A 22,742-nucleotide genomic window follows, 5' to 3' on the forward strand; every position below is an offset into this window, starting at 1 on the left:
CGTCATCGCGAGCAGGCTCGCTCCCACATTGGATTTGTGTACACCGCAGATCCCCTGTGGGAGCGAGCCTGCTCGCGATGAACGATGACGCGGTCTTACTTCGGATACAGCGGCGGGAGGCCACTGTCACCCACCGGATCCTGCACCCGCTCGGCGATCGGGATCGCCTTGATCGCCCGCCACAATTCTTCGCCTTGCCAGTGCTGGCCGGTTTCGCTGTAGAGCGCGCCGTTCAAGCCGTCCAGCGCATCGGACAGCGGTACGAAGCGGGCGGCCATGTCGGCAAGGGTTTCCGGTTGTTGCCGGGCCCAGGCGTCGAGGGCCTGGCGGGTGGCGTGGGAATCGTTGGCCTGGCAGGCGCGCTTGAGTTCGTCGAGGACGGTGCGCGGGCTCGGGCCGGTCTGCGCGGCACGCAGGACGGCTGGTTGCCAGCGGCCGCGCCACCAGAGACCGAAGCCGAGCAGGGTAGTGCAGGCCAGGATCAGGGTGCTGAGCTTCCAGCGCCAAAGGATTTCGCTGTCGACGCCTGCATTCACCTGCGCGGTGTTCGCCGGCGTATCGACCACCATGCTCGGATTACTCGCCACTTGCAGGCTTCGGGCCGGCAGGCTGCTGTGTTCCAGGTGATCTTCGAAGGTGTTCCACCAGACCACTTCCACCGCGGGCAGCTCGATTGCGCCGCTTCGCCCCGGTACCAGCGCTTCGCGATCTTCACGACTGCCGATCAAGCCGCGCTCGGTGCTTTGGTTGCTCAGCACCGGTTGATCCGGATAGCGCCGCAGACCGTTGACGTCGGTGGCGGGCAGCGGCGGTAGTTGTGAACTGGCCAAGCCTTCGGCCTTCAAGGTCAGGCTACGGGTCAGCGAGTCACCCACCTGCGCATGGTCCGGCTCCGGGTTCCAGCTTTCGCTCAGGCTCAGGCTGCGGGCCGGCAGCCATGGCAAGTCGGCAGGGTAAGTAATGGGTTTAGCCTTGACCGTCAGCAGAATCGGGGAGGAGCTGACGCGCAGCAGCTTTCCGGATTTCGGCACCTGGGCGGCGGCGTCCTGGGCGGGCTGCGCGTCGACGAGCGTGGCACTGAACATCTGCGCCGGAATGGTCAGTTCGCCGCTGTGTTGCGGGTAGATCGCATAGCGCATTTCGATCACGCCATGCCGCAGATTGTTGATGACTTTCTCGTACGTGCGTGACTCGCCGAGTTGTTCGATACGCGCATCGGGAATCTGCAACGGGGTCAGGCTGCTGTCGTCGTACAGCGACACCGAATGGTAGATGCGCAACGTCAGGATGGCCTGGGCTTGCACGTACACGCTGGTCTGGTCGAGGCTGGCATCGATAAACACCGGGGCCAGTTTGTTCGTGGTGTCCTGGGTTTCGCTCTCGACCACTTGCACGGTGATCGGCTGACTTTGCACCTCGCCCAGCTGCAGCGGTGGAATCGTCACGCTGCCGTTTGCCTTCGGCAGCAAGGTGATGATCCAGCGCGTGGTGGCGCGATTGTCGCCGCTAAGGGTCGTCAGTTGGTTGACCTGGCGGGTGCCGCGCACTTCGAACAGCGGTTCCAGCGGCGCCAGGTCAGGCTTGCCGAACTGCGTCACGTCGTTGGATTCCAGGGTCAGTTCGACCGTCTCGCCGGAGTTCAGGCGACTGCGATCCACACTGGCGACCAGCGCCGCTGCCTGGGCCTGAACGGTGCAGAACAGCAGGGCGAGCATGAGAAGGGTGAAGCGGGTCATCGAGTTTTTTCCTGATCCTGATGTTGTTGCTGTTCGTACCAGAATTTGCGCCTGAGCAATTCACCCGGATCATCCGGGATCTTGCGCAGCCATTGCTCCAGCGCCTGACGCTGTTCGCCATCGATATTGTCGGTGGCCGGACGCAGCGGTGGCGTGGTGGTTTGCTCGTCCCCCAGTTCGCTGCCCGGAACTTCATTGGCGCCTGGTTTTGGCGGCGTTGTGGCCTGTTGCCCGGCGTCCGGCGTGGTCTGCTCGGCGTCGGATTTCGGATGGTCATTGTCCGCCGGTTGCGTGGCGGCACCCGGTGGCGGTTCCTGCGCGCTGGACTCGGCGTCGTCATCCGCGGATTTCTGCGGCTCAACCGGCGGCGCGTTTTTCTGCTTGAGCAGAATTTCTACCAGTGCCTTGTTGGTCTGTGCCGGGCGCAAATCCGGTTGCCGTTCCAGCGCCTGGTCGTAAGCATCGAGCGCCGCTTCCAGTTCGCCGCTTTTGGCGAGGGCGTTGCCACGATTGTAGTGGGCGTGGGCGTCATTGCCCTCGGCGAACCGCTGGGCGGCGCCGCTGTAGTCACCGGCCTCGTAGAGCGCCACACCTTGCCACTGCGCATCTTCGAAATGCTGCGAAGCCTTGGCCGGATGGCCTTGCCTGAGCAAATGCAGGCCCCGTTGATCGGGGCGCAGCCACAAGTCTTCGAAGTCGAAGGCATAGCTCGGTTGCGGCAGCAGGAACAGTAAAGGCAGGCAGAACAACCAGCCACGGCGACCGGCGCACGCCGCCAGCAACAACAACGGCAGCAGCAACCAGTAACCCTGATCGGCCCAGGTGTCCAGGCGCAAGGTCTGGCCGTCGTTGCGCAGCGAGCGTGGACCGTCGAGCAGGCCGAGCCCACGCAGGTCGGCATCGCCCAGACGCGCCGGGCGATAGCGACCGCCGAGTTCATTGGCAAAGGCTTTCAGGCTTGGGCTGTCCAGGCGCGGCACCAGAATCGCGCCCTGATCGTCCTTGAGGAAACTGCCGTCCTCCTGGGCGACCGGCGCACCTTCGGCGGTGCCGATTCCGAGCATCAGAAACTGCGTCGATTTTCTGTCCAGCGCCTGGTGAATGCCTTCCCGTTCAAGCTCCGTCAGGGTTGAACCGATCAACAGGATCCGTCCGTCACCCAAGGCGCCTTGATTCAGCAGCGCCAGGGCCTTGGTCACCGCAAGATCGGCGCGATGGCCGGCCTCGGGCATCAGCGAAGGCTTGAGTGCGTCCAGCAGATTGCGGCTGGTCGAGAGGTCATCCGACAGGGGCACCAAGGTGTGGGCGCTGCCGGCGTAGACGACGATGGCGGTCTGGGCGTCGCTGCGGATTTGCAGCAGGTCCAACAGTTTGCGTCGGGCCTGTTCGAGCCGGTTCGGCGCAACGTCGGTGGCGAGCATTTCCGGGGTCAGCTCAAGCACGACCACCAGCGGGTCGGCGGGTTTCTGACTGATTTGTTCGACGCGCTCCCAACTCGGCCCCAGCAAGGCCAGGATGGTCAGCACCCACGCCACGCCGAGGACGACCCACGGCAACTTGCTGTCGCGACCGTTTCCACCGCTCAACAGGGCGGCGTGAAAGGCCGGTGGCAGGATCATCTGCCAGCGCCCGGCGCGTTTTTGCCGATGCCAGAGTTGCCAGAGCAACAAGCCCAGCAACGGCAACAACAGCAGCCACCAGGGGCGGAACCAGTACGGCCACAGGGCACTCATCGGCGCCTCCGCAGACGCAAGCGTTTGAGCCGCTGGCGCCAGTCAGGCAGTTGCGTTTGCAAAAACAGATCCTTGGTAAACAGTCGCTGCAGCGGGTTGTCCGGCCAACGCTCGCGCACCACCAGCAACATGCTCAGCAGCAGGGCCATCGCCAGAGGCCAGTGATACAACGCCTGCGCCGGGCGGGCCTGGGTCGGTTGCTGAGTCACCGGCTCCAGTTTGTCGAGGGTGTCCTTGATCGTCTGCAATTCTTTGCCATCGTGGGCGCGGAAGTACTGGCCGCCGGTGGCTTGGGCGATGGCCTTCAACGCCGGTTCGTCCAGGTCCAGGCTCGGATTGATCCCGAGGAAACCCAAGGTGCCACTTTGCTCCGGGTCGGCGCCGATGCCGATCGGGTAGATTTTCACGCCTTCTTTAGCCGCCAGTCGCGCCGCCGTCAGCGGGTCGATTTCACCGCCGTTGTTGGCACCGTCGGTGACCAGAATCAGCACGCGGCTCTGGGCCGGACGCATGCGCAGCCGTTTGAGGGCCAGGCCGATGGCATCGCCAATGGCGGTGTTCTTGCCGGCGATGCCGATTCGCGCTTCGTCGAGCCACACCCGCACGGTGTGCCGGTCGAACGTCAATGGCGCTTGCAGGTAAGCCTGGCTGCCGAAGAGGATCAGGCCGACGCGATCACCGTCGCGACTTTCAAGGAAGTCACCAAGCAAATGCTGAACCAGCGACAGTCGGCTGACGTCCTCGTCCTGCCATTGCATGTCGGGGAAATCCATCGAGCCGGACACGTCCACCGCCACCAGAAGATCGCGACCACTGGCGGCAATCGGCAGTGGCTCGCCCAGCCATTGCGGGCGCGCCGCGGCGATCAGCAGCAACAGCCATAACAGAATGAACGGCGCTTGCTGGCGCCAGGCTGGCAGGTTGGCCCGGGCACGGCGGCGGGCCAGGCCTTCGAGGTCGTTGAGGAAACTGACTTTGAGCGCCGGTTCGCCACTGTCGGCCACCGGCAGCAGGACGCGCATCAACCAGGGCAGCGGCAGCAGGGCAAAGATCCACGGCCAGGCGAACTCAAACATGTTTGCGAATCCAGGTGTCGACGGCCTGGGTGAGGCCGGCGATGGCCTTGTCGTCGAGTTTGCATTCGGGTTTGTAGGCACCTTCGACCAGCACCATCCAGCGGGTCAGGCCGGCGGCCGGGCAGCGATTGTCGAGGAACGCCAGCCATTTTCGCCCGTTGAGGGTATGGCTCTGGCTGTAGGGGTAGTGGTTGCGGCACAGGCGTTTGAGCAGACCGTTGAGTTGCTGCAACCAGGCGCCGGCCGGTGCGCCGTCGTAGGGTTTCGGCAACCGCGCCAGTTCGGCGAGCGCGGCGACACGCACCGGGTCCAGCGGCTGTTCGGCGCGTACGATCGGACGTTTATTTGGAATGAATCGCCGCGCCTTCCACAGCCCGAAACCGATCAGCGGCAGCAACAACAGCAACAGCCACCAGCCAGGCGCGGGCGGCCAGAATTCGATGGGAGGCGGGGAGATCAGCGGTTGCAGTTGATCGAGGCTGCTCATCGACCTTTCCCCGGTTTCTGTGGGTTCAGGTACTCGCGCAGTTGCTCGACCATCGAGCTCTGGGTGCTCAGCGGCATCAGCAATACACGCAGCTTTTGCGCGAGCAATTCCCAGCGGGCGATGCGCGCTTCTGCTTGGGCGCGGTAAGTCTGGCGCAGGTCGAAATTCAGTGTGTCGAGTTCCAGTTGCGCGCCGCGCTCGGCGAAGCGCAGAAGCCCGGCGGCGGGCAGGGCGTGGTCCAGCGGGTCGGACAGCGGCAGCAGCAACAGGTCGCAATGGCGCGACAACAGGCTCAATTGCTGTTCAGAACCTTCGGTCAAGGCGCGTTCATCACAGATCACGATCACCAGACTGCCGGGGCGCAGCACTTCCCGAGCCCGACGCAACGCCAGGTTGAGGGAATCGCGATTCTGTTCGTTTTCGGTGTGCAGGGACTGATTGACCCGCACCAGACGGTTAAGCAGTTGCAGCAGGCTTTGTTTGCTGCGCCGGGGCTTGATCTCGTAGTGCTCGTTGTCGCCGAACACCAGTCCGCCGACCCGGTCGTTATGGCCAAGGGCTGCCCAGCCAATCAGACTCGCAGCCTGGGCGGCGAGCACCGATTTGAACATCAGCCCGGAGCCGAAAAACAGCCGGCGGCTTTGCTCGACCATGATGAAAATCGGCCGCTCGCGTTCTTCGTGAAACAGCTTGGTGTGGGGTTCCTGGGTGCGGGCGGTAACCCGCCAGTCGATGCTTCGCACGTCATCGCCGGCCTGATAGACCCGCACCTGATCGAAGTCCACACCGCGGCCACGCAGCTTGGAGTGGTGCAGGCCGATCAGCGGGCTGCGCTGGCTCGGCGTGGAAAACAGCTGCACTTCGCGCACGCGATGGCGCATCTCGATCAGCTCGGCGAGGCTGACGCGGATGCCCGGCTCGGGCGGCAGGGGGGCGTTCATCGGGGTCAAGCGACGGCTACGACGTCGAGAATCCGCTGGACCACCCGGTCCTGATCGATGCCAGCGGCTTCGGCTTCAAAGGAAAGAATGATGCGGTGGCGCAACACGTCGAACAACACCGCCTGAATGTCTTCCGGGCTGACGAAGTCACGACCGGCCAGCCAGGCGTGGGCCCGGGCGCAGCGGTCGAGGGCAATCGAGCCGCGAGGACTGGCGCCGTAGGCGATCCATTCGGCCATCTCCGGGTCGAACTTGGCCGGGGTGCGCGTGGCCATGACCAGTTGCACGAGGTATTCCTCCACGGCGTCGGCCATGTACAGACCGAGGATTTCCTTGCGCGCGGCAAAAATCGCCTGCTGGCTGACCCGACGCTCTGGCTTGGTTTCGCCGTTCAGGGCTTCGCCACGGGCCTGTTGCAGGATCCGACGCTCGACGGCGGCGTCCGGGAAGCCGATTTTCACGTGCATCAGGAAACGGTCGAGCTGGGCTTCAGGCAGCGGGTAGGTGCCTTCCTGTTCGATCGGGTTTTGCGTGGCCATCACCAGAAACAGCGGCGACAGCTCGTATGTGCTGCGTCCGACGCTGACCTGGCGTTCGCCCATGGCTTCGAGCAGGGCGGACTGAACCTTGGCCGGGGCGCGGTTGATTTCGTCCGCCAGCACCAGGTTATGGAAGATCGGCCCTTGCTGGAACACGAAGCTGCCGGTTTCCGGGCGATAGATTTCCGTGCCGGTGATGTCGGCCGGCAGCAGGTCAGGGGTGAACTGGATGCGATGGAACTGGGCTTCGATGCCTTCGGCGAGTTCTTTGATGGCTTTGGTCTTGGCCAGCCCCGGGGCGCCCTCGACCAGCATATGGCCGTCGGCGAGCAAGGCGATGAGCAAGCGCTCGATGAGTTTTTCCTGGCCGAGAATCTGCGTTGAAAGAAAGGTTCGCAGCGCTAGCAGCGCTTCACGATGTTCCATCGATGACTGTTCCTGGAAAGGGTGACCGAAGACGTTCGAATAACGCCAGGGCTGGGGGCGTTACTTTAATCCATCGCAGGGGGCGGCGACTAACGGCATTTTGTGCAAATGTGCGCAGGGGTGGGGTGATCGATGTTTTTTTCCAATGCAGTGATGATCTTGCGGACGCCTTCGCGGGCAAGCCTCGCTCCTACAGGATCAGGGCCGCCGCGATATTGCGTTCGGCCAAACGTGTAGGAGCGAGGCTTGCCCGCGAAGAGGCCCGCCCAGGCACCATCAGAGTTCGCTGATGTAAGTGCCAGTCCCTTTAAGAATGTTCTGCAAGGTTTCTTCAACCTCAGCCAGATCGCCCGCATCCGTGCTGTGAATGATCTCCAGCGAGTCATCCCCATTCAGCGCATCCGCATCCGCCGCCGCGATTTCGATCAGCAGTCGGGTAGCGCTGAGGGTCACTTTCACGCCGTCGAGCGTCGAAGGCTCGTCGCCGAGGCTGATGTCCAGCGCGTCTTCGTCCGGGTAGCGGGTCATCAGGAACATGTCGCCCTGTTCGCTGTGGCAGCAGAGCATGGCCATGTTGTCTTCTTCGTCATCGCACGGGTTGACGATCAAGAGTGAGGTGGTCATTTGCATGGGAAAATCCTGGCTCGGCGAGCGTTGTGAACGCAATAAAAGGCGATTCTGCCAGCCCTCGGGAATTTCTGCTTGCCTGAGTGTCAGAGGATGTGTCGTGAACACTTGGCGTGCTGCTGGTCATTTCTGGTACGGATGTGCCGTAAAACCGGGGATAAAACGCCCGTTTTCCTGCGCGACTGCTAGTGTTGTTCGAGGCATATGACGCGAGCTGCGTACCGATGACCGAATATGTCGCAGCACCGCAAGCACAGGCCTTGCCGCACTCGTTAAGCTGCGCATCGAATGGATATCCGTAAAGGCATTGTGCAATTCATCGCACAGGCGTTTTTGCCGATAACCCTTCATGGAAGGTGAATGTGACCTGAGTGTCTCGTCCAGCTTCACCCACCTGTCATCCTGTTTCCTCTGCCCGAGAATCAGGAACAGGGTGACGGATCGCCCCGAAAGGGGTTTTGCACGCGACGCTTCCATCAATAACAAGCCCAAGCGGAGTACCACAGATGGCGTTCTTCACCGCAGCCAGCAAAGCCGACTTCCAGCACCAACTGCAAGCGGCACTGGCCCAGCACATCAGTGAACAGGCACTGCCACAAGTGGCGCTGTTCGCTGAACAATTCTTCGGCATCATTTCCCTGGACGAGCTGACCCAGCGTCGGTTGTCCGACCTCGCCGGCTGCACCCTTTCTGCGTGGCGCCTGCTTGAGCGCTTCGATCACGCGCAACCGCAAGTGCGCGTCTACAACCCGGATTACGAACGCCACGGCTGGCAGTCGACCCACACCGCGGTCGAAGTGCTGCACCACGACCTGCCATTTCTGGTGGACTCGGTGCGTACCGAGCTGAACCGTCGCGGCTACAGCATTCATACCCTGCAAACCACTGTGCTGAGCGTGCGTCGCGGCAGCAAGGGCGAGCTGCTGGAAATCCTGCCGAAAGGCACCCAGGGCGAAGGCATTCTGCAAGAATCGCTGATGTACCTGGAAATCGACCGTTGCGCCAACGCGGCCGAGCTCAATGTCCTGACCAAAGAGCTGGAGCAGGTTCTCGGTGAAGTCCGCGTCGCGGTCACCGATTTTGAACCGATGAAAGCCAAGGTCCAGGAAATCCTGAGCCACCTGGACAACAGCCAGTTCGCTGTCGATCCAGAAGAAAAAGCCGAAATCAAAAGCTTCCTGGAATGGCTGGTGGGCAACCACTTCACGTTCCTGGGCTATGAAGAGTTTGTGGTTCGCGATGAAGTCGACGGTGGCCACATCGTCTACGACCAGGATTCCTTCCTCGGTCTGACCAAACTGCTGCGCACCGGCCTGACCTACGATGACCTGCGCATCGAAGACTACGCCGTGAACTACCTGCGTGAACCGACCCTGTTGTCGTTCGCCAAGGCTGCACACCCAAGCCGTGTACACCGTCCGGCCTACCCGGATTACGTGTCGATCCGTGAAATCGATGCCGACGGCAAAGTCATCAAGGAATGCCGTTTCATGGGCCTGTACACCTCGTCGGTGTATGGCGAGAGCGTGCGGGTCATTCCGTACATCCGCCGCAAGGTCGAAGAAATCGAACGCCGTTCCGGCTTCCAGCCCAAGGCTCACCTGGGCAAGGAACTGGCGCAGGTGGTCGAAGTGCTGCCGCGCGACGATCTGTTCCAGACCCCGGTGGACGAGCTGTTCAGCACCGTGATGTCGATCGTGCAGATCCAGGAACGCAACAAGATCCGCGTGTTCCTGCGCAAAGACCCGTACGGCCGTTTCTGCTACTGCCTGGCCTACGTGCCGCGTGACATCTACTCCACCGAAGTGCGCCAGAAGATCCAGCAAGTGCTGATGGATCGCCTGAAAGCCTCGGATTGCGAGTTCTGGACCTTCTTCTCCGAGTCCGTGCTGGCCCGTGTGCAGCTGATTCTGCGCGTCGATCCGAAGAACCGTCTGGACATCGATCCGGTTCTGCTGGAAAAAGAAGTGGTTCAAGCCTGCCGCAGCTGGCAGGACGATTACGCGAGCCTGACGGTTGAAAGCTTCGGTGAGGCGAGCGGCACCAACGTGCTGGCCGATTTCCCGAAAGGCTTCCCGGCCGGGTACCGCGAGCGCTTCGCCGCGCATTCGGCGGTGGTCGACATGCAGCACCTGCTGAGCCTGACCGAAAAAAATCCACTGGTGATGAGCTTCTATCAGCCATTGGGTCAGGTCTCCGGTCAACGCGAACTGCACTGCAAGCTGTATCACGCTGATACCCCTCTGGCGCTGTCCGACGTGTTACCGATCCTGGAAAACCTCGGCCTGCGCGTGCTGGGTGAATTCCCGTATCGCCTGCGTCACAACAACGGCCGCGAGTTCTGGATTCATGACTTCGCGTTCACCGCCGCCGAAGGCCTGGAACTCGACATCCAGCAACTCAACGACACCTTGCAGGACGCCTTCGTCCACATCGTGCGTGGCGATGCCGAGAACGATGCCTTCAACCGCCTGGTGCTGACCGCCGGCCTGCCATGGCGCGATGTGGCGCTGCTGCGTGCCTACGCCCGTTACATGAAGCAGATCCGTCTGGGCTTCGACCTGGGTTACATCGCCAGTACCCTGAACAACCACACCGACATCGCTCGCGAGTTGACCCGGTTGTTCAAGACCCGTTTCTACCTGGCGCGCAAGCTGACCGGCGACGATCTGGAAGACAAGCAGCAACGCCTGGAACACGCGATCATCGCCGCGCTGGACGAAGTCCAGGTGCTGAACGAAGACCGCATCCTGCGTCGCTACCTGGACTTGATCAAAGCCACGTTGCGGACCAACTTCTACCAGACCGATGCGAACGGCAAGAACAAGTCCTACTTCAGCTTCAAGTTCAACCCGCACCAGATTCCAGAGCTGCCGAAGCCAGTACCGAAGTTCGAAATCTTCGTTTACTCGCCACGCGTCGAAGGCGTGCACCTGCGCTTCGGCAACGTTGCGCGCGGCGGCCTGCGCTGGTCTGACCGTGAAGAAGACTACCGCACCGAAGTTCTGGGCCTGGTAAAAGCCCAGCAAGTGAAGAACTCGGTCATCGTGCCGGTCGGCGCCAAGGGCGGCTTCCTGCCGCGTCGCCTGCCACTGGGCGGTAACCGTGACGAGATCGCGGCCGAGGGCATCGCCTGCTACCGCATCTTCATCTCGGGCCTGTTGGACATCACCGACAACCTGAAAGACGGCGCGCTGGTTCCGCCGGCCAACGTCGTGCGTCATGACGACGATGACCCGTACCTGGTGGTCGCTGCGGACAAGGGCACTGCAACCTTCTCCGACATCGCCAACGGTATCGCCATCGACTACGGCTTCTGGCTCGGTGATGCATTCGCCTCGGGCGGCTCGGCCGGTTACGACCACAAGAAGATGGGCATCACCGCCAAAGGCGCGTGGGTTGGCGTACAACGTCACTTCCGCGAGCGCGGCATCAATGTCCAGAAAGACAGCATCACCGTGGTCGGTGTCGGCGACATGGCCGGTGACGTGTTTGGTAACGGCCTGTTGATGTCCGAAACGCTGCAACTGGTTGCCGCGTTCAACCACCTGCACATCTTCATCGACCCGAACCCGGAGCCTGCCAACAGCTTCGCCGAGCGTCAGCGCCTGTTCGACCTGCCGCGTTCGGCGTGGTCGGACTACGACACCAGCATCATGTCGGAAGGCGGCGGGATCTTCTCCCGTAGCGCGAAAAGCATCGCGATTTCCCCGCAGATGAAAGAGCGTTTCGACATTCAGGCTGACAAGCTGACCCCGACCGAACTGCTGAATGCCTTGCTCAAGGCGCCGGTAGACCTGTTGTGGAACGGCGGTATCGGTACCTACGTCAAAGCCAGCAGCGAAAGCCACGCCGATGTCGGCGACAAGGCCAACGATGCACTGCGCGTGAACGGCAACGAACTGCGCTGCAAAGTCGTGGGCGAGGGCGGTAACCTCGGTATGACCCAACTGGGTCGTGTCGAATTCGGTCTCAATGGCGGCGGTTCCAACACCGACTTCATCGACAACGCCGGTGGCGTGGACTGCTCCGACCACGAAGTGAACATCAAGATCCTGCTGAACGAAGTGGTTCAGGCCGGTGACATGACCGACAAGCAACGTAACCAGTTGCTGGCGAGCATGACCGACGAAGTCGGCAACCTGGTACTGGGCAACAACTACAAGCAGACTCAGGCGCTGTCCCTGGCGGCCCGTCGTGCTTTCGTGCGGATTGCCGAATACAAACGTCTGATGAACGATCTGGAAGGCCGCGGCAAGCTGGATCGCGCCATCGAGTTCCTGCCGGCTGAAGAAGCGATCAACGAACGCCTCGCGGAAGGTCACGGCCTGACCCGTGCCGAGCTGTCGGTGCTGATCTCCTACAGCAAGATCGACCTCAAGGAAGCCCTGCTCAACTCCCAGGTGCCGGACGACGACTACCTGACGCGCGACATGGAAACCGCTTTCCCGCCAAGCCTGGTGAGCAAGTTCTCCGAAGCCATGCGCCGTCACCGTCTGAAGCGCGAAATCGTCAGCACCCAGATCGCCAACGATCTGGTGAACCACATGGGCATCACCTTCGTTCAACGACTCAAAGAGTCGACCGGCATGAGCCCGGCGAACGTGGCCGGTGCGTACGTGATCGTGCGTGACATTTTCCATCTCCCGCACTGGTTCCGTCAGATCGAAGCCCTGGATTACCAGGTCGCCGCCGACGTGCAACTGGAGCTGATGGACGAGCTGATGCGTCTGGGCCGTCGCGCTACGCGCTGGTTCCTGCGTGCCCGTCGCAACGAGCAGAACGCTGCCCGTGACGTCGCTCATTTCGGCCCGCATCTGAAGGAGTTGGGTCTCAAGCTCGACGAACTGCTGAGTGGCGAGATCCACGAGAACTGGCAGGCCCGTTATCAGGCGTACGTCGAAGCCGGTGTGCCGGAGTTGCTCGCGCGCATGGTGGCGGGCACTTCGCACCTGTACACGCTGCTGCCGATCATCGAGGCCTCCGACGTGACTGGCCAGAACCCTGCGGACGTGGCGAAGGCTTACTTCGCCGTGGGCAGCGCGCTGGACATCACCTGGTACCTGCAACAGATCAGCGCTCTGCCGGTTGAAAACAACTGGCAGGCCCTGGCCCGTGAAGCGTTCCGTGATGACGTCGACTGGCAACAGCGTGCGATCACCATCTCGGTCCTGCAACAGGGCGACGGCACCCAGGACGTGGAAACACGCCTGGCGCTGTGGATGGAAGAGCACAAAGGCATGATCGAACGCTGGCGCGCGATGCTGGTTGAGATCCGTGCGGCGAGCGGCACTGACTACGCGATGTATGCCGTGGCCAACCGTGAGTTGCTGGATCTGGCGTTGAGTGGGCAAGCGGTAGTGCCTGCACCTGTCACTGCAGCTGCCGAGCTGGAACCGGCTGCCTGATCAGGCGATAAATGAAAAAACCCCGCATTGAGAGATGCGGGGTTTTTTTTGTCTGATGGTTTTGTGTTGTCTGTTCGGCCTTCATTGCGAGCAAGCCTCGCTCCTACAGGGAACTTCGCGTGCCCTGTAGGAGCGAGGCTTGCCCGCGAAGAGGCCATTAGCTTAATTACAACTTCTGACCTGATGTGTTATCGATCATCGACACTTTATCTGTCGGCTTGGTCAATAAATTGCTGAGCGACTGGTCAAACTTCTGCAGCGCCCGAACTTGCACATTCTGTTGTTCGTTAATATCCGCCACTATCTCTTCGCTACGTTTGTAATCTGCCCATAACGGACTCAGTGCTTTGGCATCATGCCCCTGCGCGGTACCAATGTAGTTGAAGTTCGAGTCATAGAACTCCGCACTCACGTTCGCCTCAATATCTGAACTGCGCGACGTCATCAATTGGCTGCGGGCGTCAACAATGGCGACTACGTCCGGCTTCGCCGCTCTAAGGCTTTGCATGTCCGGGTAAACCGTCACCAAGCCGAACTGGCGTTGCAAGGATGCCTTGACCCAGTCCACCGCATGGTCTGGCCTGGAGGTGGCCACGTAGGCGTCGTGGATCGGCTGCACCAGCAGGCTCTGGCCGAAACCGGTGCCGGCGTTGGCCTGGTAATGCTGCAGGTAGGCGCGGTTGGCCTGGGTGTTGCGGCTGTAGACGATGCCCAACGAAACCTGGCTGCCGTTGGGAACGTGCGTGGCGCTGCTGCGGCCAACCGGTTCGGTGAAGAGGCCATCCAGCGACGACACGGCTTTTGGCGCTGTGGGAACGGAGCAACCCGTCAAGAGAACAGTCATTGTTAATGTACTGACAAGCGCAAGTTTCATGGTGTTTCTCCAGTGAAACAACTTGAGTCGCAAAGTTGTAGTGCCAGGTTGTCCGGCGTGCTTCCAGACTAAACCTGTCGCCACTGAATGAAATAGCCAATAACAGTACTTCTTGGGTGACCAATAGTTTAATTGGGTTTAAACGATGCCCGGTAATGACGTCGGGAAATAATAAGGCCCGAAAAGTTAATTCGGGCCTATTTATTTATGGCTATCCCTTCAGCTATCAGTTTTCCAAGGGGATCAATACTTTCTCGTCCGGGGACAACACCATGAATACCAACAGTTTGGCAGGCTTGGTTGCACTGGCGTTTTTCGAGACCAAGTGTTCCGAGCCAGCCGGTTCGTACCAATACTGCCCGGTCTTGTAGGTGATCGCTTTTCCACCCTTCACTTGAGAAATGATCGAGCCGGAAAGGACGTACGCCATGGCAGTGCCTTCATGCTTATGGGCAATAGAGGACTGGCCAGGCGTGTAGTCGACCTCGATCATCATGGCCTTTTTGCCGGGCACGTTTTTCAGCGCTTCATCCTGCAAAACCGTGACCTTCTCTGAAGGGCCTTCGTGAGCAATGGCGGCCGCGGATACGGTCAGGGCAAGGGCGGCTAGCGGAGCAGCAAGGAAACGCAAAGCTTTCATGGTTCTGTACCTGCGGTGGTGAGTTGTCAGAACCAACGATAGTCCGCAGGTGGGGCCGATCAAACAGCCAATATTCGCAAAGGTGAGGGGACCAATCGGGCGGTGCAATTTTTGTAGCAGCTGCCGAGCAGCGCGAGGCTGCGTTCGGCGCTGTAGCAGCTGTCGAGCCTGCGAGGCTGCGTTCGGCTGCGGAGCAGTCGTAAAATCAGCTTGCGCGGTGTGTCATGAGTATCGCGTGCGCCGGGTTTACGACGGCTTCGCCGCCGAACGCAGCCTCGCGCTGCTCGGCAGCTGCTACAGGGCGTCTAGCGAATCGGGAAGCTGTTGAAGTCGACGGAATTAGCCAATTGGTTGTCGATCAGGCCAATAAAGCCTTGTACTTCAGGGCAGTTGAAATGCATCTGCATGGCCGCTTCCGACTGCCAGCGGGCGCTGACGGTCCAGCGGTTGCTGTCCTCTGGGCAGCGGTCGACCATATAGGAATCACAGCCCGGTTGTTGACGCAGGGTGTCGACAATCTTTTGCAGTTGCTTACCCAGTTCTTCCGAGCGGCCGGCGGCGGCCTGCACCTTTACGGTATTGATCACTTCGTTGGACATTGCTCACACTCCTGAATCAGGCCGGACGAATCCTGCTCACTGAGGGATAACGCTTATGCAGGATAGGCCTGCACCTTGGGACCGCCAATAGCCAATCGCCGGATAAAGCCGCAGTCCAATCGATCAGGCCACCTGTTGCAGAATGTCGCGCAAGCGGTCCAGGGCGATGTCGATGTCCAGGGTTTCGATGGCGCCAAAACCGAGGTAGAGCCCGGCCCGCGGCGTTTGCTGGTAGAAAAAGCTGTCGATCGCGTAGAGCCCGACTTCGACTTTTTTGGCCAGTTCGATCACCAATGGAATATCGATAGGCACTTTGCACATAACCACCATGTGGAAGCCGGCCGTGGTGGGCACAGGTTCGAGCCAGGGTGAGAGGTCGCCCGCCATGCGCGTCAGGATCCGCTCGCGGCGCCCGGCATAGATCGTATGGCAGCGCCGGATGTGCTTGAGCAGGCAGCCTTCGGCGATGAATTTGGCCAGGGCCCATTGAGGCAGGGTGGAGGTGTGCAGGTCGGTGAGCTGCTTGGCGCGGATCACCGCTTCAAGTATCGCCGGCGGCAACACCGCATAACCGAGCCGCAGCTCCGGCAACATGGTTTTCGAAAAGGTCCCGACGTAGGCGACGATGCCGCGCTCATCCATACTTTGCAGTGAATCCGTCGGGCGGCCTTCGTAGCGGAACTCGCTGTCGTAATCGTCCTCGATGATGATCGCGCCCAGCTCGTAAGCCCGTTCCAGCAGCGCGACCCGGCGCGCCTGACTCATCGGCATGCCCAGCGGGAACTGGTGGGACGGCGTGACGTAAATCAGCCGAGTGCCCAAGGGGATTTTGTCCACATCTATCCCTTCGGCATCCACCGGCACCCCGATCACTGTGGCCCCGTGGCTGCCAAACAACAGGCGGGCCGGCGGATAGCCGGGGTCTTCCATGGCGACAATGCTGCCGGGACGCGTCAGCACCCGGGAGATCAAGTCCAGCGCCTGTTGCGCACCGTTGCACACCACCACGTCTTCGTCCTGGCAATTGACCCCGCGAGAAAACGCGATGTGCCGAGCGATCGCGTTGCGCAGCGCCGGCAAGCCTTCCGGCAGGCTGTAAAAGCCCTTCGACGCGGCGATCTGGCGCAACGCGTGGGAGGTGCAGCGCCGCCAATCGTCCTGCGGGAACTGGCCTTTGCTGGTCGCGCCACCGATGAAGTCGTAGCGTAACGAGCCTTCCAGGGTCGGGTGACGCAAAAATACCGGCAGCTTGCGCCAGGACTCGATCACCTCAAAGCTCGCCAGCTGCGAATGGCTTTGCTTGGGCGCGGCTTTCGCTGTCCGGGCATTGACGAACGTGCCTTTGCCGATCACCCCGGTGAGGAAGTTCTCATACGTCAGTTGCGCATAGGTGTCGGAAATGGTCTTGCGCGAGATACCCAGCTGTTCGGCCAGCAAGCGGCTGGGCGGCAACTGCGTCCCGGCTGCCAGGCGGCCGGATTCAATGGCGCTGCGCAGTTGGTTGTACAACTGGCCTGCCAGGTCCTTGCGGCCGTTGATGACAACATGAAGTTCCATACCGGCGAGGCTCCCGGGGCGATTGAGGCGCGTATGCGTCGCGCCAGATTACCCGCATGAGACGTCGTGCAGAAGTTGCGTGGGCGAAAAACCGCGGATTGGTCTGCCGTCGAATGGTCCACGGTTTTTTCGCTGAATTGGATCTGTAACGTCCGTGCGTCAGCGCCTACCTTGGAGGTCTCTATTTGATCCAAGAGGGTCGCCCCATGAGTTCCCGCCTGGATTACTACAGCGCCTCGCCCAAAGCGATGAAAGCGATGATTGCCATGGAGGCCTTGACCAGTAACCTCAGTATCGAGCCAGCGTTGCTGCACCTGATCAAGATCCGCGCCTCGCAACTCAATGGCTGCGCCTTTTGCACCGACATGCACTCGGTGGACGCGCGGCGCCTCGGCGAGACGGATCGGCGCTTGTATTCGATAGTGGTGTGGCGCGACAGCGGCTTCTTCAACCCTCGCGAACGCGCGGCGCTGGCCTGGACCGAAGCGGTGACCTTGCTCTCTGAAAACCATGTGCCGGACGACGTCTACGCCTTGGCCTGGGAGCAGTTCAACGAAGGCGAAATGGTCGACTTGACCATCGCGGTCACCACCATCAACAGCTGGAATCGCCTGGCGGTGAGTTTTCGGCAAGCGCCCAGTGCCTGATCACTTTGCGTTGAGCAGCGGCGAAGTCCCGGAGAGCGGCGCAGGCCGCTGCGGTTTCACGGACGTACCGAACGTATTGCCCATGCGCATACTTGTTGCGGCCGGGGTCGCCAGACCGACCTGATTCGGGGGACGTTTGTTCACCGGTACATTCATGGCATCCCTGTTGTTTTTTGCTGCCGCCGCGCCATTGGTATTGCCGCCCATTTGCTGGCTCAGGCAGTTGTAGTCCGGTGCCTTGTAACCGGCGACCGTAACGTCAACGCACCCCAACGGTTCCTCGGCTTGAACCGCTGTCAATGCGCTGATCAGCAGCACGCCCACTGTCACCCGCCACACATTTTTCATTGAAGGCCTCCTGACCGGCCGCGAACGGGCCGCTCTGGAGCCTGAGTCTAATGCAAAGCGGTCAGACGGCTCGTGATGGTTTTTTTGCACCGGCCGTCACATCAGATTCATATACAGCCCTCAGGATGACGGTTTTCAGGGGTACGTCAGCCGTGCATCAAGGCAGAGCCAGGGACGGGCGCCAGGCTTTAACGATTCACCTTCGCCAGGCTTGCCTGGCGTTGCTGTTTTGGCTGACGTCGTCGGCGTTGGCTGCCGGCACGGTTGATTCGCACGTAATACTGGACATGGATATCCCGGCCCAGGAGCTGGCCAGCGCGCTCGAACAGTTCAGCCGTGCAACCGGCATGGCGGTCCTGGTGGATCGCCAACTGAGTCGCGGTCGTCGCTCCGTTGCAGTGAAAGGGCGCCTGAGTGCGACCGATGCCTTGAACCGGATGCTCGGTGGCAGTGGCCTGATGGCTCGGTATGCCCGAGCGGATGCCTTCACCTTGCAAGTGGCGCAGGTCGCCGACGTGCCAACGCTTGCAGAGACGGTCACCCACACCACGGCGCTGTCCGGCAGCAGTTATGCCACGGCGATTCAAGCAGCGATCGAACGCAATCTGTGTCGCTCGTCACTGACCCGCCCCGGGACTTTTCGGGCCTTGTTGCAACTGTGGATCGGCCGTGACGGCGTGGTGCAGCACAGCCGTCTTGTCAGTTCTACAGGTGATGTCCAGCGCGATTCGGCGTTGGTGGAAAGTTTACGCGACCTCAACATCGAACGTCCGGCGCCCAGTTCTCTGGGGCAGCCGGTCACGCTGCTTTTGCTACCGCAATCGTCAGGAAAACGCATGGAATGCACACAATGGGAAGGAGTTTCCGGGGGATGAAAGACACCGGACAAAGTTCGATGGTCAGGCTGTTCCTGACGTCCTACGACGATTTCAAGGTGCGCCTGCGCCGGCGCCTGGGGTCGGAGGATCTGGCCAATGACGTCCTGCACGAGACCTATTTGCGGGTCGACCGCATGGAAACACCGCCGAACATCGCCCAGCCCAATGCCTACCTCTATCGCATGGCGCTGAACATCGCGGCGGACCGGCGCCAGTCGGATGCCCGGTTGCTGACCGGCAGCGAAGTGGAAGAGTTGCTGCACATCTCGGACGAAGCGCTCGACCCGGCACGGGTGGTGGGCGGCCAGCGAGAAATCCAGTCTTTGCTCAACGCGTTGTATGAGCTGCCGGCGCGCCGACGCAAAATCTTCATCGCCGCACGCCTGGAAGAGGCTCCGCACCTGGAAATCTCCCGGCGTTTCGGGATTTCCACGCGAATGGTCGAGAAGGAAATCAAAGCCGCTTTGGGCCACTGCGCCGCACGCCTTGAAAGAAAAGTGGTTCAGCGGTTCGGTCCCGGCGCGGGAAAACCGTCTTGATAGAAGAGTCCAGATAATTCGTGAGTATCGCCGCGCTTGAAAATCTTCCATATGTCATCTCCTGAGGCGACACCCCAGGACCCGCTGCAAAGCGAAGCCATGGACTGGTTGATCCTGTTGACCTCGGGTCGGGCGACCGTCGCCGATGCCCGGGCCTTGCGTCAGTGGTGCGCACAGAGCCCCGAGCATGCCCGCGCGTTTGAGCAAAGCAAGCGGTTGTGGCAGCAATTGCAGCCTGCCACCGAGCGCTTGCAGAGCCCGCGCCATTTTGGCCGACGGGCATTTCTCGGTGGGGCGATCGCGGCCTCTGCGGCATTTTTTCTGATTCGCGCCACCGTGCCCGGGGGGTTCTCCGGGCTGGGAGCCGATTACATCACCGAAGTCGGCGAGCAACGCCGTGTGGATCTGGCAGATGGCGTGAGCCTGGAGCTCAACACTCAGACACGCATCAATCAGCGCGACAGTGCCGATGGCCGTCGCCAACTGGTGTTGCTCAGCGGCGAAGTCGAAGTCCTGGCGCGAACCCCCGCGCCGCTGAACTTGCAGGCCGGGGCAGGGTGGTTGAGTGCCAGTCAGGCCCGGTTCAACCTGCGCAACACCGACCAGAGCGTGTGCGTCACTTGCCTGGACGGCGCGTTGCAGGTGGATGTTCTGGGGCGCAGCATTCGCCTGGAGGCGGGTCAGCAACTGACCTATGACGTGCAGCACGTCAGCGCGCCGCAAACGGTCGACACCTCGGCCGTGGTTGCCTGGCGTCAACAAGTGCTGTTGTTCAACGATGCCACGTTGTCGACGGTCATCGATGAGATCAACCGCTACCGCCCCGGCATGTTGCTGTTGCTCAACAGCGAACTGGGCAAACGCAAAGTACAGGCACGCTTCAGCCTCGATCAACTGGCGGGAGTGGCGCTGTTGATTCGTGATGCGTATGGCGTCAAGTGCACCGAATTGCCGGGTGGAGTGGTGGTGCTCAGCTGATGGCTGGCTGGGGCAGGAGGTGCCTTGACTGACATCTTCGCGAGCCTGCTCGCGAAGGACGATGACGCGGTCTGTCAGACTTACTCCAACGGCCCCATCACCTGCCGATATTTTTCGATCCCCTGAGGCGTTTGCCGCGTCAGGCTGATCTCGATCCCCAACGGATCTTCCTTACGGTTACCACTGAGTTTGCGCCAACCCTTGTCGGCCTCCCAGACCCGCAAAGCCGCCTCACTGACCTCATTAAGCACTGCCACGCCCCCGGTGGGTGCCGGTAGCGGGTACTGAGTGCGCGAGGGTGCTTGCGCCCGATACAGCGTGTCGCCCTTGAGCCACCAGCGCACCCGCTGCAACGCACCATTACCGTCAGCCGCGACGCGAATCACGTCCAGGCGAAACCCCTTGTCGTCGGTACTGCGCACGGTCAATGCCGCTGGCGCGCTGGAAGGCTCATTATCGACACCGGGCTGCGCCGGCTCGGTCAACTCGATGCTGGCGCGCATCGCCACATCGCGCTCCATCTGGTTCAACGCGCGCAGCAGGGCTTCGGTTTGCCCGGTGCTGGCCTGTAAATGTGCGTCGGCCCGGGTGACGCTGTCCAGGCCACGCCAGGCGATCAGGCTGACGACTGCCATCAGCATGATCGCCACCATGACTTCGATCAGGGTAAAACCTTGTTGGACCTTCATTGGACACTCACTTGACCGGCAGCGCTGCGTTGCACACTGATGCTGTTGAGGCCGTCCGACAGCGTCACCTGCAAAGGCGGGTTGATCCATTCTGCGTTCAGCACGACTTTTTGCCTGGACGCCACGCGCACTTCCAGCCCGGGTGTCTGCCAGGGACGAGGGCGCAGTTGTGGGTCGCTCTTGAAATGGTCGAAGCCTTTGTCGCTGTCATTACGCCGACTGAAGTGATAACCCTTGGCGTCGGCCAGCCAAGTGATCGCTCGGCCATCGCTGCGCGCTTCGGCCTGCGCCACTTGCAGCAGTTGCGCGACACGCTCGGCATCCTTGCGCAATAAATGCAGCGGGTCCGGTTTGATGCTCAGGCTGATGGCCGCGCTGGCAATGCCGATGATCACCAGCACCACCATCAACTCGATCAGCGTGAAGCCCTGTTGTTTGAAACCATTCATCAACTGCGCGCTCCTTTGCATCGTTTTTTATCCTGACGGTTGAAGATGATGGGCGTGTGAAATAAAAACGTGAGAATTGCGCTGTAGGCTCTGAGCAGGGACTAAAAGGAGATTCAGCCCATGTTGTTTACCGATCGATTTTCATCGGCCCAGTGTGTCCAGGCCGTTGCCTTGCTCGCCGCATTAGCCGGCGTTGTTACCTGGTCATCGCTGCTGCTCACGTCCGCCGAATCCAGAACCCCGGATGCCGCCCCGCAACTGCTCGCCCCACGCTCCGATAACCCGGCGCTGCAATGGTTTTCCAACCAGCCGGCTGCCACTGATATCAAAGTCAGCGGTGTGCTGGCGGGGAGCCGTGGGGCCGTGGCCATCCTCAGCCTCAACGACGGCCCGCCCCGCAGCTTTCTGGTGGGCGAGCGCGTGAGCCAAGGGGTGAAAGTCGTGGCCATCGAGGGCGACGCCGTGGTGATCGAACGCGGCGCCGAGCGAACCCGCCTGCTGCTCGGCAAGCTGGCAGTGTCACCGTTGCTGCCCGTGTTGACCCAACCGTAGTCCGCAATCCCTGGAAGGCCGCGTTGCGGACTCATTTCGTTGGCGGCCGGCTCAATAGGGTGTCGAGCCGCGCCAGTGGCGGCGCATCACGACTGCGGTCGAACACTTGCAGATCGACCCGCAACAAGCGGCCATTTTGCGCGTTGCCAATCGCCTGCTCACAGCGCAACAACAGCCGTCCCTGATCGCATTCCATCGCTTTCGCGCCCAGCGGCAATCGGCCTTCCAGTCGCAATTCGGCCATACGACTCTGCGCCGCCAGCAGCGCGATCGATTTGTCGCGCAACAGGCCATTGCTCTGGGTCATCAACCCGGATACCCGCACGGCGGCGGACATCGCGACGGCGATGATCGCCAGCGCCACCAGCACTTCAATCAAGGTAAAACCGGCTTGTCGGGGAGGGCTGCGCATCGGGTTCTCGAGCGGTCTGGACAGCGCTTTACAGTAGCGCCCGGGCTTGACCGCTTGACGACCAAAGCTCCCGTGAATTTTCAACATCACTGACATATCTTCTTGCAACACTGCGCGTCGAATCGAATCAAGCCAGGGAATGTCGAGATGGATATCGCGCACTTCAAGTTGCTGGATCACAAGCCCCGTCTGCCTCGCGGGCAACAAGGCTTCACCCTGATCGAGATCATGGTGGTGGTGGTTATTCTCGGGATTCTGGCGGCAATGGTGGTGCCCAAAGTGCTGGACCGCCCGGACCAGGCACGAGCCACGGCCGCCAGGCAAGACATTGGCGGGCTGATGCAAGCCTTGAAGTTGTATCGCCTCGACCACGGCACTTATCCCAACATGACTCAGGGGCTGAAAGTGCTGGTGGAAAAGCCGGCGGATGCCAAGAACAGCAACTGGCGTTCGTACCTGGAGCGGTTACCCAATGACCCTTGGGGCCGGCCTTACAACTACCTGAATCCGGGTGCGAACGGCGAAGTCGATATCTTCTCCCTCGGTGCCGACGGCCAGCCCGACGGCGAGGGCGTGAATGCCGATATCGGCTCCTGGCAGCTGTAAG

22 protein-coding genes are annotated in these 22,742 nt (G+C 61.2%); 7 read left to right on the forward strand and 15 right to left on the reverse strand.

The window, feature by feature from the left end:
• Positions 1-95: 95 nt before the first annotated feature.
• The 7 genes from ACA070_RS14380 to ACA070_RS14410 form a co-directional block, all read right to left on the reverse strand.
• Positions 96-1,736 carry a BatD family protein gene (locus ACA070_RS14380; RefSeq protein ID WP_497451696.1) on the reverse strand — a complete coding sequence of 547 codons (1,641 nt, stop codon included), beginning with the start codon at positions 1,734-1,736 and terminating at the stop codon, positions 96-98.
• Positions 1,733-3,469 (reverse strand): tetratricopeptide repeat protein, encoded by a 1,737-nt coding sequence (locus tag ACA070_RS14385; RefSeq protein ID WP_497451697.1) that lies wholly within the window; start codon positions 3,467-3,469, stop codon positions 1,733-1,735. The genes ACA070_RS14380 and ACA070_RS14385 overlap by 4 nt, the downstream gene beginning before the upstream one ends.
• The gene (locus ACA070_RS14390; protein ID WP_497451698.1) at positions 3,466-4,545 is read right to left on the reverse strand and encodes a vWA domain-containing protein; all 1,080 of its coding nucleotides are present in this window, start codon (positions 4,543-4,545) and stop codon (positions 3,466-3,468) included. The genes ACA070_RS14385 and ACA070_RS14390 overlap by 4 nt, the downstream gene beginning before the upstream one ends.
• Positions 4,538-5,032: a DUF4381 domain-containing protein gene (locus ACA070_RS14395; protein ID WP_497451699.1), complete on the reverse strand. Its 495-nt coding sequence runs from the start codon at positions 5,030-5,032 to the stop codon at positions 4,538-4,540. Before ACA070_RS14395 ends, ACA070_RS14390 begins: the two co-directional genes overlap by 8 nt.
• The gene (locus ACA070_RS14400) at positions 5,029-5,973 is read right to left on the reverse strand and encodes a DUF58 domain-containing protein (RefSeq protein WP_497451700.1); all 945 of its coding nucleotides are present in this window, start codon (positions 5,971-5,973) and stop codon (positions 5,029-5,031) included. The genes ACA070_RS14395 and ACA070_RS14400 overlap by 4 nt, the downstream gene beginning before the upstream one ends.
• 5 nt (positions 5,974-5,978) lie before the next feature.
• A complete protein-coding gene (locus tag ACA070_RS14405) occupies positions 5,979-6,938 on the reverse strand; it encodes an AAA family ATPase (protein WP_008150800.1) in 960 nt (319 codons plus the stop codon).
• 276 nt (positions 6,939-7,214) lie between these two features.
• On the reverse strand, positions 7,215-7,568 hold the full coding sequence (locus ACA070_RS14410) for a hypothetical protein (protein ID WP_497451701.1): 354 nt from the start codon (positions 7,566-7,568) through the stop codon (positions 7,215-7,217).
• A 503-nt stretch (positions 7,569-8,071) separates the two neighbouring features.
• Between ACA070_RS14410 and ACA070_RS14415 the strand changes: the two genes are divergently transcribed.
• Complete coding sequence (locus ACA070_RS14415) at positions 8,072-12,973, forward strand: NAD-glutamate dehydrogenase (RefSeq protein ID WP_497451702.1); 4,902 nt, start codon at positions 8,072-8,074, stop codon at positions 12,971-12,973.
• Positions 12,974-13,139: 166 nt separating this feature from the next.
• Here the strand turns inward: ACA070_RS14415 and ACA070_RS14420 are convergent, their stop codons facing one another.
• From ACA070_RS14420 to pdxR, 4 genes are all read right to left on the reverse strand, one after another.
• A complete protein-coding gene (locus tag ACA070_RS14420) occupies positions 13,140-13,847 on the reverse strand; it encodes an ATPase (protein ID WP_497451703.1) in 708 nt (235 codons plus the stop codon).
• Positions 13,848-14,073: 226 nt separating this feature from the next.
• Positions 14,074-14,487: a cupin domain-containing protein gene (locus ACA070_RS14425; protein WP_497451704.1), complete on the reverse strand. Its 414-nt coding sequence runs from the start codon at positions 14,485-14,487 to the stop codon at positions 14,074-14,076.
• 305 nt (positions 14,488-14,792) lie between these two features.
• Complete coding sequence (locus ACA070_RS14430; protein WP_462027353.1) at positions 14,793-15,086, reverse strand: antibiotic biosynthesis monooxygenase family protein; 294 nt, start codon at positions 15,084-15,086, stop codon at positions 14,793-14,795.
• Between the two features lie 123 nt (positions 15,087-15,209).
• A complete protein-coding gene (pdxR, locus tag ACA070_RS14435) occupies positions 15,210-16,643 on the reverse strand; it encodes a MocR-like pyridoxine biosynthesis transcription factor PdxR (RefSeq protein WP_497451705.1) in 1,434 nt (477 codons plus the stop codon).
• A 206-nt stretch (positions 16,644-16,849) separates the two neighbouring features.
• On the opposite strand from pdxR, the gene ACA070_RS14440 reads away from it, so the two are divergent.
• A complete protein-coding gene (locus ACA070_RS14440) occupies positions 16,850-17,290 on the forward strand; it encodes a carboxymuconolactone decarboxylase family protein (RefSeq protein ID WP_497451706.1) in 441 nt (146 codons plus the stop codon).
• Here ACA070_RS14440 and ACA070_RS14445 read toward each other — a convergent pair whose 3' ends face one another.
• Positions 17,291-17,638 carry a hypothetical protein gene (locus ACA070_RS14445; protein ID WP_497451707.1) on the reverse strand — a complete coding sequence of 116 codons (348 nt, stop codon included), beginning with the start codon at positions 17,636-17,638 and terminating at the stop codon, positions 17,291-17,293.
• A gap of 287 nt (positions 17,639-17,925) precedes the next feature.
• On the opposite strand from ACA070_RS14445, the gene ACA070_RS14450 reads away from it, so the two are divergent.
• Genes ACA070_RS14450 through ACA070_RS14460 form a run of 3 tightly spaced genes read left to right on the forward strand, consistent with a single transcriptional unit; the run spans position 17,926 to position 20,033 of the window.
• Entirely contained in the window at positions 17,926-18,513 is a 588-nt protein-coding gene (locus ACA070_RS14450; protein ID WP_497451950.1) for a secretin and TonB N-terminal domain-containing protein, read from the forward strand.
• On the forward strand, positions 18,510-19,055 hold the full coding sequence (locus ACA070_RS14455) for an RNA polymerase sigma factor (protein ID WP_461959111.1): 546 nt from the start codon (positions 18,510-18,512) through the stop codon (positions 19,053-19,055). Before ACA070_RS14450 ends, ACA070_RS14455 begins: the two co-directional genes overlap by 4 nt.
• A 51-nt stretch (positions 19,056-19,106) precedes the next feature.
• Entirely contained in the window at positions 19,107-20,033 is a 927-nt protein-coding gene (locus tag ACA070_RS14460) for a FecR family protein (RefSeq protein WP_497451708.1), read from the forward strand.
• Between the two features lie 80 nt (positions 20,034-20,113).
• Here ACA070_RS14460 and ACA070_RS14465 read toward each other — a convergent pair whose 3' ends face one another.
• Both ACA070_RS14465 and gspH read right to left on the reverse strand, forming a co-directional pair.
• On the reverse strand, positions 20,114-20,722 hold the full coding sequence (locus tag ACA070_RS14465; RefSeq protein WP_497451709.1) for a type II secretion system protein GspJ: 609 nt from the start codon (positions 20,720-20,722) through the stop codon (positions 20,114-20,116).
• Positions 20,719-21,171: a type II secretion system minor pseudopilin GspH gene (gene gspH / locus ACA070_RS14470; RefSeq protein ID WP_497451710.1), complete on the reverse strand. Its 453-nt coding sequence runs from the start codon at positions 21,169-21,171 to the stop codon at positions 20,719-20,721. Before gspH ends, ACA070_RS14465 begins: the two co-directional genes overlap by 4 nt.
• A 120-nt stretch (positions 21,172-21,291) precedes the next feature.
• Between gspH and ACA070_RS14475 the strand changes: the two genes are divergently transcribed.
• Complete coding sequence (locus ACA070_RS14475) at positions 21,292-21,723, forward strand: type II secretion system protein N (RefSeq protein ID WP_497451711.1); 432 nt, start codon at positions 21,292-21,294, stop codon at positions 21,721-21,723.
• 31 nt (positions 21,724-21,754) lie between these two features.
• Here the strand turns inward: ACA070_RS14475 and gspI are convergent, their stop codons facing one another.
• Entirely contained in the window at positions 21,755-22,135 is a 381-nt protein-coding gene (gene gspI / locus ACA070_RS14480) for a type II secretion system minor pseudopilin GspI (protein ID WP_497451712.1), read from the reverse strand.
• Between the two features lie 147 nt (positions 22,136-22,282).
• On the opposite strand from gspI, the gene gspG reads away from it, so the two are divergent.
• On the forward strand, positions 22,283-22,741 hold the full coding sequence (gene gspG / locus ACA070_RS14485) for a type II secretion system major pseudopilin GspG (protein ID WP_497451713.1): 459 nt from the start codon (positions 22,283-22,285) through the stop codon (positions 22,739-22,741).
• Position 22,742 lies beyond the last annotated feature (1 nt).

Source organism: Pseudomonas sp. LBUM1678 (assembly GCF_059695575.1).